The organism is Promicromonospora sp. NPDC110617, assembly GCF_055598465.1.
The window spans coordinates 1,308,096-1,323,683 of sequence record NZ_JBVKBM010000002.1; the positions used below are offsets into that span (position 1 = coordinate 1,308,096).

The 15,588-nt window shown below is 72.1% G+C and carries 13 protein-coding genes; 2 read left to right on the forward strand and 11 right to left on the reverse strand.

From position 1 onward, the window contains the following. Positions 1 to 171: 171 nt before the first annotated feature. A complete protein-coding gene (locus tag ACZ7LE_RS16630; RefSeq protein WP_470404351.1) occupies positions 172 to 942 on the reverse strand; it encodes an SDR family NAD(P)-dependent oxidoreductase in 771 nt (256 codons plus the stop codon). A gap of 66 nt (positions 943 to 1,008) precedes the next feature. On the opposite strand from ACZ7LE_RS16630, the gene ACZ7LE_RS16635 reads away from it, so the two are divergent. Beyond that, on the forward strand, positions 1,009 to 1,593 hold the full coding sequence (locus tag ACZ7LE_RS16635) for a TetR/AcrR family transcriptional regulator (protein WP_470404352.1): 585 nt from the start codon (positions 1,009 to 1,011) through the stop codon (positions 1,591 to 1,593). A 16-nt stretch (positions 1,594 to 1,609) separates the two neighbouring features. Here ACZ7LE_RS16635 and ACZ7LE_RS16640 read toward each other — a convergent pair whose 3' ends face one another. From ACZ7LE_RS16640 to ACZ7LE_RS16680, 9 genes are all read right to left on the reverse strand, one after another. Continuing rightward, on the reverse strand, positions 1,610 to 3,118 hold the full coding sequence (locus ACZ7LE_RS16640) for a sulfatase-like hydrolase/transferase (RefSeq protein ID WP_470404353.1): 1,509 nt from the start codon (positions 3,116 to 3,118) through the stop codon (positions 1,610 to 1,612). Positions 3,119 to 3,122: 4 nt separating this feature from the next. Continuing rightward, positions 3,123 to 4,124 (reverse strand): aliphatic sulfonate ABC transporter substrate-binding protein, encoded by a 1,002-nt coding sequence (locus ACZ7LE_RS16645; RefSeq protein ID WP_470404354.1) that lies wholly within the window; start codon positions 4,122 to 4,124, stop codon positions 3,123 to 3,125. Between the two features lie 8 nt (positions 4,125 to 4,132). Next, a complete protein-coding gene (locus tag ACZ7LE_RS16650) occupies positions 4,133 to 4,963 on the reverse strand; it encodes an ABC transporter ATP-binding protein (RefSeq protein WP_470404355.1) in 831 nt (276 codons plus the stop codon). After that, positions 4,960 to 5,772 (reverse strand): ABC transporter permease, encoded by an 813-nt coding sequence (locus ACZ7LE_RS16655; protein WP_470404356.1) that lies wholly within the window; start codon positions 5,770 to 5,772, stop codon positions 4,960 to 4,962. Before ACZ7LE_RS16655 ends, ACZ7LE_RS16650 begins: the two co-directional genes overlap by 4 nt. Next, positions 5,769 to 7,040 carry an ROK family protein gene (locus ACZ7LE_RS16660; RefSeq protein WP_470404357.1) on the reverse strand — a complete coding sequence of 424 codons (1,272 nt, stop codon included), beginning with the start codon at positions 7,038 to 7,040 and terminating at the stop codon, positions 5,769 to 5,771. The genes ACZ7LE_RS16655 and ACZ7LE_RS16660 overlap by 4 nt, the downstream gene beginning before the upstream one ends. 164 nt (positions 7,041 to 7,204) lie before the next feature. Next, positions 7,205 to 9,529, reverse strand: coding sequence for a glycoside hydrolase family 43 protein (locus ACZ7LE_RS16665; RefSeq protein ID WP_470404358.1), 2,325 nt, complete (start codon positions 9,527 to 9,529; stop codon positions 7,205 to 7,207). A 189-nt stretch (positions 9,530 to 9,718) separates the two neighbouring features. Beyond that, the gene (locus tag ACZ7LE_RS16670) at positions 9,719 to 10,555 is read right to left on the reverse strand and encodes a carbohydrate ABC transporter permease (protein WP_377230929.1); all 837 of its coding nucleotides are present in this window, start codon (positions 10,553 to 10,555) and stop codon (positions 9,719 to 9,721) included. A 2-nt stretch (positions 10,556 to 10,557) separates the two neighbouring features. Next, complete coding sequence (locus ACZ7LE_RS16675; protein WP_285107974.1) at positions 10,558 to 11,505, reverse strand: carbohydrate ABC transporter permease; 948 nt, start codon at positions 11,503 to 11,505, stop codon at positions 10,558 to 10,560. After that, entirely contained in the window at positions 11,502 to 12,851 is a 1,350-nt protein-coding gene (locus ACZ7LE_RS16680) for an ABC transporter substrate-binding protein (protein ID WP_470404359.1), read from the reverse strand. Before ACZ7LE_RS16680 ends, ACZ7LE_RS16675 begins: the two co-directional genes overlap by 4 nt. 220 nt (positions 12,852 to 13,071) lie before the next feature. Here ACZ7LE_RS16680 and ACZ7LE_RS16685 point away from each other — a divergent pair, with 220 nt between their 5' ends. Next, on the forward strand, positions 13,072 to 14,001 hold the full coding sequence (locus ACZ7LE_RS16685; protein ID WP_470404360.1) for a sugar-binding transcriptional regulator: 930 nt from the start codon (positions 13,072 to 13,074) through the stop codon (positions 13,999 to 14,001). Positions 14,002 to 14,030: 29 nt separating this feature from the next. Here ACZ7LE_RS16685 and ACZ7LE_RS16690 read toward each other — a convergent pair whose 3' ends face one another. Then, positions 14,031 to 15,527, reverse strand: a complete 1,497-nt coding sequence (locus ACZ7LE_RS16690) for a mannitol dehydrogenase family protein (protein WP_470404361.1) — start codon at positions 15,525 to 15,527, stop codon at positions 14,031 to 14,033. Positions 15,528 to 15,588 lie beyond the last annotated feature (61 nt).

Genomic DNA, 15,588 nt, shown 5'->3' on the forward strand with positions numbered 1-15,588 from the left:
CTCGCTCACCCTGACACGCCACGACCCTGACCTGAGGTGACATCAGTAGATTTTGGGTGAAATCTACCGACAAGCCGCACTTTCATCCGAAAGCGGACCATGCACTTGCTGCCAGAACCTGTCAGATCCTGGCAGCAGGTGCATGGTCATCGGGTGCGGTCATCGGTGCGGTCAGCCGGCGACAACCGCCACGTTGGCCCGTCCACCGTCGACGTCGAGCGTCGCGCCGTGGACGAAGGCCGCGTCGTCCGAGGCGAGGTAGACCACCGCCGCGCCGATCGCGTCCGGATGGCCCGGGCCGCCCGCGGGCGTGCCGGAGGTCATCGCGCCCGCGAAGTCTGCGGCGGGATCGAGGTGCGGCGGCCGGATGACGCCCGGCGAGACCGCGTTGACGCGCACGCCCTGCGGACCGAACTCGGCGGCCCACGAGCGGGTCAGCGACTCCAGCGCGCTCTTGGTCGAGGCGTACAGGCCGCCGAGCGGCGTGGCGAGCCGGGCCACCCAGGAGCCGAGGTTGATGATCACGCCGCCGCCGTCGGCCACCATGCGCGGCGCCACCACCTGGGTGAGGAAGTAGGGGGCCTTGACGTTCACGGCGTAGTAGCGGTCGAAGGTCGCGGAGTCCGTGTCGGCCAGGAACACGGTCGGTGCGTAGACGCCCGCGTTGTTCACCAGGATGTCGAGCCGCCCGCCGAGCAGCTCGGTGGCCGCGGCGGCCAAGCCATGGCTCGCCTCCGGGCTGCCGTCGAGGTCGGCCGCGACGAAGTCGGCCCGCCCGCCCCGCTCACGGATTCCGGCCACGACCTCCGCGCCGCGCTCCGTGCTGCGCCCGGAGACGACGACGTGCGCGCCCTGGGCGGCGAGCGCCTCCGCGATCGCCCGTCCGATGTTGCTCGTGGACCCGGTCACGAGGGCGGTCCGGCCTTGCAGTCGTTGTGTCATGTCCACGACGCTAGGAACCCATTTTTGGACTAGCAAGTCCAGAAGATCGCCCGTACCGTCTCCGGTGTGAAGCTCACCCCGAAGGGCCAGGCGACCCGACAGCGCATCATCGAGGGCGCCGCCGAGTACCTGCGCGGCAACGCCCCGGGCACGGTCACGCTGGACGACGTGGGCGCCGTGACGCGCACCAGCAAGGGCCAGATCTTCCACTACTTCCCCGACGGCAAGGAGGGGCTGCTGCTGGCCGTCGCCCGGTACGAGGCGGACGGCGTGCTGACCGACCAGGAGCCGCACCTCAGCGCGCTCGACTCGTGGGAGTCGTGGACGGCGTGGCGCGACAGCGTGGTCGCCCGGTACCGCGCCCAGGGCCGGCACTGCCCGCTCGGCGCGCTCATGGACCAGATGTCGGGCTCGCCCGGCACCGCCGAGGTGATCACGGAGCTGCTGGCCCAGTGGCAGCGGGCGATCCGGGCCGGCGTCGTCTCGATGCAGCGCAGCGGCCAGGTGCGCGCAGACCTGGACCCCGACCGGACCGCGGCGGCGTTCGTCGCCGGGATCCAGGGCGGGGTCCAGGTGCTGCGCGCCACGGGCCGGTCCGACCAGCTGGAAGCCGCCTTCGACCTGCTGATCGACTACCTGCGCCGGGCCTGAGCCCGGCCGGGCAGGCCTACCGCGCCGCGTACGTCGTCTCGTCCAGCCCCGACTGGGTCGGGTCGTGGTCCACCTCGCCGACGTCGTACATCGTGGTCATCCAGTGGTAGAAGTTGTCGCCGCGGTCGCGGAGCAACCGGTACAGCCGCCCCATCATGCGGTGCCGCACGTCCGCGAGCGCCGGGTCGGCGTAGGCGTTGGTCAGCTCGTCCGGGTCGGTGTGCAGGTCGTAGAGCTCGTTGACGGAGTCCGGGTTGACCACGAGCTTGTACCGGTCCTCCCGCAGCATGCGCTGCGGGTAGGGGAAGTGGTGCCCGTGGAACTCGCACACGATGTCCGGCTGCCACTCGACGTCGTCCCCGTGGGCCAGCGGCAGCAGGCTGCGTGAGTCCACCGCGGGGGCCGGGTCGATCCCGGCCAGCTCCAGGATCGTGGCCGTGCAGTCCAGCAGGCTCACGAACTCGGTGCGCACCTGGCCTGCCGGGCCGCCGGGGACCCTCAGCAGGCCGGGCGTGCGGTAGATGTCCTCGTACATCGCCGGGCCCTTGTCGTGCAGCCGGTGCGCGCCGGTGAACTCGCCGTGGTCGCACGTGAAGAACACCGCGGTGTCGTCCACCAGCCCGAGCCGCTCCAGGGCATCGAGCACCCGGCCGATCTGCTGGTCGATGAGCGTCACGTAGCCCCAGTAGACCGCGACGAGCTTGCGCGTCACCTCGATCGGCATGGTGTCGAACGTCCAGTGCGCGCTGTAGTTGGCCTGCACGGGCGGCTTGCCCTCGAACGTCTCGGCGATCGAGGCGGGCAGCTCGACGTCGGCCGGGTCGAAGAGGTCGAAGTACTCGTCCGGCACGATGTACGGCAGGTGCGGTCCGAAGAAGCTCAGCTCCAGGAAGAAGGGCCGCTCCCCCGACCGGAAGTCGTCCGCGTACCGCTCCAGCAGCTCGATCGTGCGCGTGGCCAGGTAGTGCTCGAACGTGGCCTCGGCCGGCTGGTGCAGCCGGGCGGCCAGGAGGTTGCCCGGCCCGCCGTTGGGCAGCGTGCCGCGCACGCGGTCGCTGATCTCGTACGGCGGCAGGTCGTGCTCCGCCAGGTAGGCCAGGTAGTCCGCGTTGTCGACGGGGTTGTGCCAGCCGGGCAGGTCCGGCCCGTCGAACCCGAAGGACGCGGCGTTGCGCTCCGTGCCGGCGTGCCACTTGCCGACCAGGCCGGTGTTGTACCCGTGCTCGCGCAGGGCCTCGACAAAGGTGAACGTGCCGTCGGCGAGGTCCTCCTGGTAGCCGACGTTGCGCTCGTGGTTGGCCAGCACCCGGTGCCGGAACGGCGCCTGGCCCGTGAGCAGGCTCGCGCGCGACGGCGTGCAGATCGCCGTCGGCGTGTACCAGCGGTCGAACCGGGTGCCCGACGCCGCGAGCCGGTCGAGCACCGGCGTGGACGCGCGCGGGTTGCCGTAGGCGCCCAGCGTGTCGGCCCGGTGCTGGTCGGTCATGAGGAACAGGACGTTCTTGGCCCCCGCTGCGCCGCTCACCGGGTCACTCACCGGCCGTGACGAACTGGTCGCCCAGGTAGAACTCGGCCGGGTCCACGGCCTCGGGGAGCTGGCCGGAGCCCACGAAGTAGTCCTGCATGCCGGTCAGCCAGGTGTCGGCGGTGCCGTCCTGCGTCAGCGCGTCCACCTCCTCCGCCGAGAGGACGTCCACGTTGGCGGCGTCCGCCTCGACGTCGGCCGGCTCGAGGTCGTTGAAGTCGGCGGTGAGCGCGATCGCCTCGTCCAGGTGCTCCGAGCGGTAGGCCATGGCCTCGCGCAGCACCTTCAGCACGGCGTCCACCTTCTCGGGATCGTCGGCCACCACGTCGTTCCCGGCGACGAACGCCGTCGGGAACGCGACGGTCTCCTCGAAGTCGGTGTTCTCGGCGAGCTCGACCAGGTCCGGCACCTGCTCCTTGACGGTCGCGAGCGCCGGGTACCAGAAGCCCGCGGCGTCGACCTGCCCGGACGACAGGGCGGCGACGATGGCCGGCGGCTCCATGGGCACCAGCTCGACGTCGTCCTTGGTCATGCCCGCCTCCGCCAGGGCGAGCGTGAGGATCATGTCGCCCGACGTGCCCTCCGGCACGGCGACGGTCTTGCCCTTCAGGTCCTCGACGGAGTCGATGCCGGGCTGCGCGACCACGCGGTCGGCCCGGCCGAGCGTGTTCAGCGCGACGATCTTGGCCTGCCCGGAGGCGGGCAGCCAGAACGCGCCGGGCCCGATGTAGCCGAAGTCGAGGTCGCCCGTGCCGAGGGCTTGGATCTGGAGCGGCCCGTTGGTGAACGACGACGTCGTCACGTCGATGCCGTGCTCCTCCCAGAGGCCCTGGTCCTCGGCGATGGCGAGCAGGCTGGTGCCGTTGAAGTCGGGGATGTAGCCGAAGTTGACCTCGACGGCGCCGTCCTCGTCCGCGGCGGCGCCGCCGGACGAGCAGGCGGTCGCCGACAGCACGAGGGCGAGGCCGGCGGCGGCCGCGCCGAGAGTCTTCCTGGTCAGTCGCATGGGGGTCCTCAGTTCTGGGTGTGGTTCTCGGTGGTCCGGCCCGGGGCACCGGGGGTCTGGTGGTACACGGCCCGCCACACCCGGTTGCGCAGCTCCGCGAACTCGGGGCTGAGCCGCAGCTCCTCGGTGCGCGGGTAGGGCAGGTCGACGTCGATCACCTCGTGGATGCGGCCCGGACGGGCGGCCATGACCACCACACGGCCGGCGAGGAACACGGCCTCGTCGACGTCGTGCGTGATGAACAGGACGGTGCGCTTCTCGGTGCTCCAGGTGTCCAGGAGCTGCTCCTGCAGCCGCACGCGGGTCAGGGCGTCCAGCGCCCCGAAGGGCTCGTCCATCAGCAGGATCGACGGGTTGACGGCGTAGGCGCGGGCGATGGCGCAGCGCTGCTTCATGCCGCCCGAGAGGGTCTTGGGCAGCGCGTCCGCGAACTGCTCCAGGCCCACCAGGCGCACGTAGTGCTCGGCGCGCTCGCGCCGCTCGGCGGCGGGCAGGCCCGCGACCTTGAGCCCGAACTCGACGTTCTTGCGCACCGTCAGCCACGGGAACAGCGCGTACTGCTGGAAGATGACGCCGCGCTCCGGGCCGGGGCCGGTCACGCCGGCGCCGTCCACGAGCACCTCGCCCGACGTCGGCGTCTCCAGGCCCGCGACGATGTTCATCAGGGTGGACTTGCCGCAGCCCGAGGGGCCCACGACGGTGACGAACTCGTTGTCGGCCACGTCCAGCGAGACGCCGTCGAGGGCGACGAACTCCTCGTCCTTGAGGGCGAAGGTCTTGCGGGTCTCCCGCACGGAGATCTTGGCGGTCTCCGTCAGGGTGGGGGTGTCGGTGGTCATCGTCGTTCCTGCCATCCGGTCAGCCGGGTCTCCGCGAGCAGCAGCAGCCGGTCCATCACCAGGCCGAGCACGCCGATGGCGACGATGGAGACGAAGATCGTCGCGAGGTCGTAGTAGGTCTGGGCCTGCTGCATGCGGAACCCGAGGCCCGCCTGCGCGGCCAGCAGCTCGGCGGCCACGAGGGTGGCCCAGGCCGAGCCGAGACCCACACGCATGCCCACGAGGATGAACGGCGAGGACGCCGGCACCACGACGCGCAGGAAGATCGTGCCGTCCTTGGCGCCGAGCACGCGGGCCGCGTTGATGAGCGTGCGGTCCACGCTCACCACGCCCTGGTAGGTGGAGATCACGCAGGCCAGGAACGCCGCGAGGAAGATGACGAACACCTTGGGCAGCTCGCCGATGCCCATCAGCACCAGCACGAGCGGCAGCAGGGCGAGTGGCGGGATGGTGCGGAAGAACTGGATCCACGGCTCGAACAGGCCCCGGGCCGGGGTGTACCAGCCCATGAGGAATCCGACCGGGACCGCGGCCGCGGAGCCGAGCAGGAACCCGGCCAGCACCCGGCCCAGGCTGGCCAGCAGGTCCTCGGCCAGCGTGCCGCTGACCGCCAGGTCCACGGCCTTGGCGAGCACCTCGGGCGGTGTCGGGAGCTGGAGGCCGCTGAGTGCCAGCACCCACCAGATCCCGATGCCCGCCACGATCGAGACGGCGTTCAGGGTCAGCAGCGTGGTGCGTCTGCCCGCCCGGCGGCGGGGCGGTGACCCGTTCCGCGCGGGGGTCGGGGTCGACACGGTCGACGTGGTCACAGGGCTCTCCTCAGGCGTGCGTGCAGGGGTGCGGGCATCGGGGTGCGCAGCGTGCCGCGCAGGTCCCCGCCGTCGTCGGCGGCCTCGGGCCGGGGGTAGCCGGCCAGCAGCGGGGACAGGTGGAAGGCGGCGGCCAGCGCGCCGAGCGCGCCGTCCGTGTCGCGCAGGCGCCCGGCCCGCACGACGAGCGGCTCGTCCGTGGGCAGCGGGTGCAGCTCGTAGCGCAGCGTGGCCGCCGCCTGCTCGACGATCACGGGCGCCACGTGCACGATCTCGCCGCCGATCACGATCTCGTCGGGGTCGAGGGTCAGCGCCGCGGTGCTGAGCACCCGGCCCACGGCCGCGCCGACGTCGCGCAGCACGGCCTCGACCACCGGGTCGCTGGTGGCCACGGCGGCGGCCAGGTCGTCGAAGGTGGTGACCTCCGCGCCCTGGGCGCGGCACGCCGCGAGGATCGCGGGCGCGGACGCGACGGTCTCCAGGCAGCCGCGCTTGCCGCACCGGCACCGGCTGCCCGCCGGGTCCACGCAGATGTGGCCCAGCTCGCCGGCGAACCCGTGCGCCCCGGTACCGATCCGCCCGCAGACGACGAGGCCGCCGCCCACGCCGTCCGACAGCCGCACGTACAGCAGGTCGGTGGTGCCCTCGGGCTGGGACACCGCCTCCGCGAGCGCCGCCAGGCGCGTGTTGTTGTCCACGACGACGGGCGCGCCGAACCGTTCGGCGAACGCGCCGTGCACGTCGTGCGGCGCGGAGCGGCGGGCCCACGAGACCTGCCGGCTGTCGACGCGCCACCCGCCGTACGGGCCGACGACGCCGATGCCGACCGCCTGGAGCTCGCCGAAGTGCAGGTCGTGCTCGCGCGCGAGCCGGTCGACGAGCCGGAAGGCGAGGTCGAGCCGCTGGGGCCACGGCGTGTCGTCGTCGTAGTGCTCGACGCCGGAGGCGACGGTCTCGCGGGCGGCATCCGCCACGGCGGCGCGCACGCGGCGGTGGCCGAAGTCGACGCCGAGGTACTGGCCGGAGCCGGGGTCGAGCGCGAGCCGTTCGGCGGGCCGGCCGCTGCCGCGCCGCGTGGCGGCGTCGGTGTCGACCACGACGACGGCGCCGCGGCGCAGCAGCTCGGCCGTGGTCTCGGAGAGGGTGGTGCGGGACAGGCCCACGCGCCGGGCGAGCTCGGCGCGGCTCAGGGGCCCGTCGCGGAGCGCGGCCAGGACGCGGCCCTCGTGGGCGCGCCGCGCGGAGCTGCCGGTTGTCGTCGTCGACATGCCGGCGACCATAAGGACCTCCAAATTTTTCCGTCAACGACCCGGCAGAAAACCACACCAATTCGGTCGGATCTCACCAGAACCCACCCCCGCCTCGTTGAGTGCTGGGTATTTGTTGCCTGACGGCCGCAGGATCGACAAATACCCAGCACTCAACGAAGGGGTCAGGGCTGGGTGTACGTGCGGACGTAGTCGAAGGTCGCCGTGGCACCCGCCGTGTTCATCGAGACGAGGCCGATGCGCAGGGGCTGGTCGTCGGGCAACGTCCAGACGCCGCCCCACCGCCAGGTCTCCCCGTCGGTGCTGGACGCCATGCGCACCTCGTACTCGTCGTTCGCCGCGTCCCGGTGCACTGCCAGCCGCAGCCACGTGGTCTCCCCCGGGGCCGCCCCGAACATCGGGGCGCTGTACGCGGCGACGGGCGGCGTGCTGGTCGTCCGGGCGGCCTCCTTGGTGAACTCCACCATCTGCGCCGCAGTCCCCGGCTTGCGCAGCAGCCCGAGCTGGGAGTGCACCAGCTTCACGAACTGGTCGTCGTCGGCGTGGAGCACGAGCCCGGCCTGCCGGTTCACGCCCATGCCGTCGAGGTCCAGCCGGGTCTCGACCAGGTAGTCCCCCGCGGGCGCGGCCCGCGTCAGCACGGACGCCGTGTTGGTGCCCTGGTACAGCTCGGCGCCCTGGGTCGGCCAGGCGAAGGCGCCGTCCTCCAGGCGGACGCCGGCCGCCGGGCCGCGCACCCAGTCCCAGCCCGATCCGGCGGCCCCGGGCACGACGTCGCCGTCGAACTCGTCCGAGCTCTCCGGCACCAGCTCCCCCGGTTCGGGGTCGGGCACGCGCTCGGTCACGGGACGCGCGGCCGGCACCAGGCTCACGTTGTCGGCGTCGGCCCCGCCGCGGGAGGTAACGCCCACCGGGACGCGGCCGGCGTGCCCCCGCACGTCGAGAGCGACCGTGCCGAGCGGCTCCTTGAGGTTGTCCGCGGACACGGTGGCCGTGTACGTGCCGGACCGCGCGTCCCGGTCGAGGGTCACGACGTTCCAGGCGGCGTACGGGAAGTCGGACGGCAGGGGTACCGCCGCACGCTCGGCCCGGGGTCCCCGGCCCGTCTCCACGCGCAGCTCGCCGGCGGCGCTGTCGATCCACGCCGTCACCCGGCCGCCGCCCGCGCCGCCGCCCGCGCCGGCGCCCGTGCCTCCGCCCGCGCCGAGCGTGAGCCCCGCGGCGCCGTCGTCGCCCGTGATCCGCAGGTCCGCCTGGGCGCGCAGGTCGCCGGCGGCCCGCTCCCGGCTGGTGAGCGCGGCATCGTCCAGCGCCGCGTACGGCCCCGCGTCCGGCTCCTCCCCGACGACGACGTCGCCGTCGGCCCGCCAGCCGGCGAAGGAGCCGTCCGCGAACGTCGTGGTGACGGCGCCGGCCGTCACGGGCGCGGCCTGCGGGGACGACGACGGCCCGGCTCCCGCGTTGACGACCGGCCAGCCGTCGATCCAGTCGAGCCGGTCGATCATCAGCGGACGCTTGGTCAGGTTCAGCACGCCGTTGCGGGTGTCCACGGGCGGGAAGTCGGGGTCCGCCGTCGGGATCGCGTGGTACGCCATCCAGTCCTGACCCGCCAGGTCGGTGACCACCGAGTGGTGGCCGGGGCCGGCGAACCCGTTGCCGTTCGACGTCAGCACGTAGCCACCCTTGCTGGACTCGGCCATGAGGTCGGTGCCGTCGTCGTCCACGAAGGGACCGCGCGGGCTCGCGCTGCGCCCCACCTTGACGGTGTAACCGCTGAACGCGCCCTCGCAGCAGCCCGCGTCGGAGTACATCAGGTAGTAGAGGTCGTCGTGCCGCACCACGTACGCGCCCTCCATGCGGCGGCCCTGGGCCACCTGGGTCACGGGTCCGGTGAGCTCGCCCGCGCCGGGCGTCAGCTCCGAGACGCAGACGACGTCGTAGCTGCCCCAGTACAGGTAGAGCGTGCCGTCGTCGTCGGTGAACAGGGCCTGGTCGATGTTGCCCGTGGGGCAGCCGGCGATCGGCGCCGACGGGACGAGCAGCTCGTCGCGGTGCTCCCACGGCCCGGTGGGGGTCGGCGCGGTGGCCACGGCGAGGCCGCCCGTGGACAGCCCGTAGGTGAGCAGGTACTCGCCGTCGACGTAACGGATGTCGGGGGCCCAGGCGCGCGAGTTGTCGCGCCACGTGGCCGGGACCTCGTCGGGCTGGATCACCTCGCCCGCGTACTCCCAGGTCACCAGGTCGGTCGACCGCAGGATCGGCAGGATCCGCTCCCCCGCCTCGCCCTGGCTGTCGAACACCGGGTTCTGCGTGCCGTAGGCGTACCAGGCACCGTCCTTGCCGCGGATCACCGCGGGGTCCGGGAAGGTGTCGGTGACCCCGGCGGTGACGGGGTTCGTGTAGGTGGCGGGTGTGGTGGGCGGTGGGGCGACGGACGTCGCGCCGTCCGCGGCCGCCGGCAGGACCGGGGCGAGCCCCGCGGCGAGCACGATCGCGGCGCAAACCGCGACCCATCGGGTCCGGACAGGTCTCCGTTGATCTGATCCAAGGCGCATGCCACCCATCGAACGAGCGACGATTTTCTCCGGCAAGTACCCGACAGAAAAAGTAGGGAATTCTGCCGACATCCGGCGCTTCCGGCCGCCCGCCCGGCTCCCACCGGACGAGCGACCGGGCGTCTACTTGATGGCGCCCATCGACAGCCCGCGCACCAGCTGCTTCTGCGCCACCCAGCCCGCGATGATCACCGGCAGCGACGCCAGCAGCGCCGCCGCGCACAGCCGCGCCAGGAACAGGCCCTCGCTCGTCATGGTCGACACGATGAGCACCGGCACCGTCGCCGCCCGCGAGGCGGTGAGGTTCAGGGCGAAGAAGAACTCGTTCCACGAGAAGATCACGCAGATCAGCGCCGTGGCCGCGATGCCGGGGGCCACCATCGGGATGAGCACGGACCGCAGGGTCCGCATCAGCCCGGCGCCGTCCACGGACGCCGCCTCCAGCACCTCCCCGGGCACCTCCAGGAAGAACGAGCGCATCATCCATACCGCGATCGGCAGGTTCATCGCGGTGTACAGGACCACCAGGGTCCAGATGTTGTCGAGCACCTTGAGCTGCCCGGCCACCACGTAGATCGGCACGATGACGGCCACGACAGGCAGCATCTTGGTGGAGATGAAGAAGAACAGCACGTCGCTGACCTTCTCCACCGGCCGGATCGACAGCGCGTACGCCGCCGGGATGCCCAGCAGCAGCACCAGCACGGTCGAGACGCCGGTCGCGATGGCCGAGTTGGCCACGTAGACCCCGGACCCGCCCTCGATCACGGCCCGGAACTGGTCGAGCGTCGGCGTGAAGAACCACGTGGGCGGGTCGGACGCCGCCTGGTTCTCCTGCTTGAACGCCGTCATGGCCATCCAGGCGACCGGGAAGAAGAAGGCGAGCGCCAGCAACCAGGTCAGCGTGGTCAGCACGCCACCCGTGGTTCGACGGCGGTACGCGCGCGTCACGTCGGACATGCTCACTCCTTGACCTCGAAGCTGCGGAAGATGAGGCGCAGCGCGGCGGAGGCCACGATGATCGTGGCGATCACGACGACGACGCCCATGGCGGCGGCCTGCCCGATGTCGAACCCGAGGAACGCGCGCTGGTAGATGTAGAACGGCAGGTTGGCGCTGGCGGTACCGGGGCCGCCCGCCGTCATGAGGTAGATCTGGTCGAACGTGTTGACCACGTAGATGACGCCGAGCAGCACGCCCAGCTCGATGTACCGCCGCAGGTGCGGCAGCGTGATCGAGCGGAAGGTGCGCCACGGGCCGGCGCCGTCCACCGACGCGGCCTCCAGCACGTCCTTCGCCTGGGCCTGGAGCCCGGCGAGCACGAGCAGCATCATGAACGGCGTCCACTGCCAGACCAGCGCCATGAGGATCGCGATGATCGGGTAGGTCGAGGTCCAGTCGACGGCCTCGATGCCGAACAGCCCGAGCGTCCAGTTGAGCAGGCCGTAGGTGGGGTTGAGCAGCGCGACGGACCACAGCACCGACGTCGCCACCGGCATCACCAGGAACGGCGTGATGAGCATGGTGCGGGCCACGCCGCGGCCGAAGAACGGGCGGTCCAGCAGCAACGCCAGGACGATCCCGAGCACCATCGCGACCAGCACGCAGCCCAGCGTGATGACCACCGAGTTCAGCGCCGTCTGGCGGAACGTCGAGTCCTGGGCGATGTCCACGTAGTTGGACAGGCCCACGAAGAGGTCCTCACCGGGCCGCAGCAGGTTCTGCGAGCGCAGCGAGTACCAGATCGTCACCAGGAACGGGAGCTGCGTGACGATGACGGTGAAGATCAGCGCGGGCAGGAGCGGGCCGCGGCGGCGCCACCCCTCGGCCTTGCTGATCGAGCGTTCGGACGCCGACGCGCGGGCGGCCCGGCGCGAGCTCTCCAGCCGGTCGATGGTCGAGGTGCTCATTGCCCCTCCTGGTTCCGGTAGGTCTCCGCCACGGTCTCGGCGTAGCGCTGGGACTGTGCGATCGCCTCGTCCACGGTCACCTGGCCGGCGATCGCCGCGGACATCTGCTGGCCCACGCGGGTGCCGAGGTCCTGGAACTCGGGGATGCCGACGAACTGGATGCCCGGGTAGGGCACCGGGTGGGTCATCGCGGCCTCCTGGGTGGCCCCGCCCATCGACTCCAGGGTGGCGTCGGCGTAGGCCTCGGACACCTCCGCGTACTCGGGGATCTCGTAGGTGGACAGCCGGCTGCCCGGGGGCACGCGCTCCCAGCCGATCGTGTCGCCGACCAGCCGGATGTACTCCTTGTTCGTCATCCAGGACACGAAGTCCCAGGCGGCGTCCTTGTGCTCGCTGGTGGACGGGATGGCGAGCGACCAGCTGTAGAGCCAGCCCGCCGACTCGGTGTCCGCGACGGGCGCGGGCGCATAGCCGACCTTGCCCGCCACCGTGGACGACGCCGGGTCCTCGACGGAGGAGACCATGGACGTGGCGTCGTACCACATGGCCGACTGGCCCTGGGCGAACCGCGTGAGGCAGTCGCCGAAGCCCGACGTGGCCGCGCCGGGCTGCCCGGAGGTCTGCACGGTGTCGACGTAGGTCTCGATGGCCTCGCGGCTCTCGGGCGAGTCAAGGGTCGCGTTCCAGTCCTCGTCGAACCAGCCGCCGCCGAACGTGTTGATCGCGGTGCTCATCGGGGCCATGACCTCGCCCCAGCCGGCCAGGCCGCGCAGGCAGATGCCCGAGAAGTCCTCGGCCGGGTCGTTCAGCTCGGCGGCGAGATCGCGCACCTCGTCCCACGTCGGGTGGGCGGGCATCTCCAGCCCGGCCTCCTCGAACAGGTCGGCGCGGTACGCCAGGAACGACGACTCGCCGTAGAACGGCACCGAGTACATGTCGCCGTCGCGCGAGAGGGCCTCGCGGACGCTGGGGACGAAGTCCTCGGCGTCGTAGCCCTCCGTGGCGTCGATGTACGGCTGCAGGTTCTCGATCCAGCCGTTCTCGGCCCACATCGGCGTCTCGTAGTTGGAGATCATGACGACGTCGAACTCGCCGCCGCCGGTCGCCACGGACGCCGTGATCTTGGCGCGGGCCTCGTTCTCGGGCAGCGACACGAAGCGCACGTCCACGCCCGGGTGCGCGGCACGGAACTCGTCCTGCAGCGAGATCGCGTCCTGCATCTGCGGGTTGGAGACGATCGCGACCACGATCTGCTCGCCGTCGTCCCCGCCCACGGCGCCCGCCCCGGCACAGCCGGACAGGGCCAGCGCGGCGGCGGCCGTCGCGGCGGTCGCCGCCGACCGCACCGCAGGACGTCGTGCCGAACTGCCTCGCGCCGAAACACCCCTTGGAGGTCGGAACATCCTCGTCCTCTCCTCGGCGCAGCCTCTCCGCCACGCTCATTTGAGAATATGGAACTGCTCATCTGCAACCGCAGAGTAGTTGGGTATGCTCAGGTGAGCAAGGCCCTCCGCTCAGAAGTCGCTCGAATGGTTCCCGCTGCCGCCTGCGGGAGTGAGGACGCAGGTGCCCCAGAACGACACGAACCTCATGGTCGAGGTGAGTACGGACTACTACCTCGACGGCAAGTCCAAGGTGGACATCGCACGCGACCGCGGCATCTCCCGCTTCCAGGTCGCGCGCCTGCTCGCGCAGGCCCGGGAGCAGGGCGTGGTGCGCATCGAGATCACCGCGCCCCGGGCCGACGGCGAACGCGGGGCCGGCCTCGCCGCCCGGCTCGGCGCGCGCGAGATCCTCGTCGCGCCCAGCGGCGCCGACCCCGTCGCGACCCGTGAGAACGTCGCGGTCGAGCTCGCCCGCGCCGTGCGGGAGCACATCGCCGAGGGCATGACCGTGGGCGTGTCGTGGTCGCGCACGGTCGAGGCCGCGGTGCGACACATCGGGCAGCTCCCGCACTGCGACGTCGTCCAGCTCGTCGGGGCCCTGCCCGTCGAGGGCAGCGGCAACTCGCTGGCCCTCATCAGCACGTTCGCGCAGATGCCGGGCGTGCGCACGTGGCCCGTCTGGTCGCCGCTGCTCGTGGCCGACGCCGCGACGGCCGCGGGCCTGCGCCGGCAGCCCGAGATCGCCGACGCCCTGGAACGGGCCGACCGCCTGGACGTCGCCGTCGTCGCGATCGGCCACTGGTCGGAGCGCAGCTCCACCGTGTTCCCGCAGATCAGCGCCGAGGAGCAGCGGGCCGCCACAGCGGCAGGCGCGATCGCCGAGTGCTCGGGCCGCCTGTTCGACGCCGCGGGCCGGCCCGTCCGGACCAGCCTCGACGAGCGCGTGGTGGGCGTGACGCTCGAACAGCTCGCCGCCACACCCCGCGTGATCGCGATCGGCTACGGGTCCGCCGTCGCGCCCGGCCTGCTGGCCGCGGTGAACGGCGGCGTCGCCGACACCCTGGTGGTGGACGACGCCGCCGCGACCGCGCTGGAGGCCCTCCTCCCCTGACCCCTCCGCGGGTCGAGCCCACTCGCGGGTCAGGAGCGGGCGACGAGCTCCTCGACCGTGGCGCGGGCGCCCTTCTGGTGCAGGGACTCCAGCGCCGCGAGGTAGGCGGCGGTGAACCGCTCGTCGTCCACCAGGTCGCCGAACACCTCGCGGTCGCGCAGGAACGCGAGCGGGTCCTCCGCCTGCGCCAGGGCGGCCCGGTGCAGCCGGTCGGCGAGGCGGTCGACGATCTCGATGGGCTCGCCCGCCTCGTCCACGCCCTCGTCGTAGCGGGCCCAGGAGGCCACGACCAGCGCCGCGTGCTCGATCGGCCCGCCGTGCTCGAGGTGGTACCGGACCACGGGCAGCAGCCACTTCGGGATGCGGTCGGACGACTCGGCGCACAGCCGCGCGAGGGTGTCGGCCACGTGCGGGTTGGCGAACCGCTCGATCAGCGTGCGCTGGTAGGCGTCCAGGTCGATGCCCGGCACCGGCTCCAGCGTGGGCGTGCCCTCGCGGTCCATGTAGCCGAGCAGGAACCGGGCGAACACGTCCTGCCCGGCCACCTCGTGCGCGTACCGGTGCCCGGCGAGGTAGCCCACGTAGCAGAGGGCCTGGTGGCTGGCGTTGAGCAGGCGCAGCTTCATCAGCTCGTACGGCTCGACGTCGGACACCACCTGCACACCGGCGTCCTCGAACGGGGGCCGGCCCGTCGGGAAGGTGTCCTCCAGCGCCCACTGCTCGAACGGCTCGGCCACCACGGGCCAGGCGTCGTCGACGCCGAAGCGCTCGGTGACCATCGCGCGGTCGGCGTCCGTGGTGACGGGCGTGATGCGGTCGACCATGGAGCTCGGGAAGGCGACGTTCTCCTCGATCCAGGCCGCCAGGCCGGCGTCCTTGGCACGGGCGAACGTGGTGAATGCCCGGCGCGCGACCTCGCCGTTGCCCTGGATGTTGTCGCAGCTCATCACGGTGAACGGCGGCACGCCCCGCTCGCGGCGGCGGCGCAGGGCCTCGGTGACCAGCCCGAACGTCGTGGCCGGGACGGCGCCGTCGGCCAGGTCGGCGGCGACCGCCGGGTCGGCCAGGTCGAACTCGCCGGTCACGTGGTGGATGTTGTACCCGCCCTCGGTGACGGTCAGGGAGACGATCCGGACCTCGGGCGAGGCCATCTTCTCCAGCACCGCCTCCGGGTCGTCGGGTGCCAGCAGGTACTCCGCGATCGACCCGATCACACGCGCCTCCAGGCGCCCGTCCGGGTGCTTGAGCACCAGGGTGTAGAGGCCGTCCTGGGCGGCCAGCGCGTCGCGCATGCGCGCATCGCCCGGCAGCACGCCGACGCCGCAGACCGCCCAGTCGAGCGCCTTGCCCTCGGCCATCAGCCGGTCGAGGTACATCGCCTGGTGCGCCCGGTGGAAGCCGCCCACCCCGAGATGGACGATCCCGGTGGTGAGCCGGGACCGGTCATAGGTGGGCACCGTCAGGTCCGCGCCCTGCGGCGCGGACGCCACCAGGCTGCCCACGGTCTGCTCGTCGAGTGCCGTCATCGTGCTCCTCCGCCGCCCTTCGACTCCGTTGAACAGCCGCCAGGCTAACAGATGAGCACGA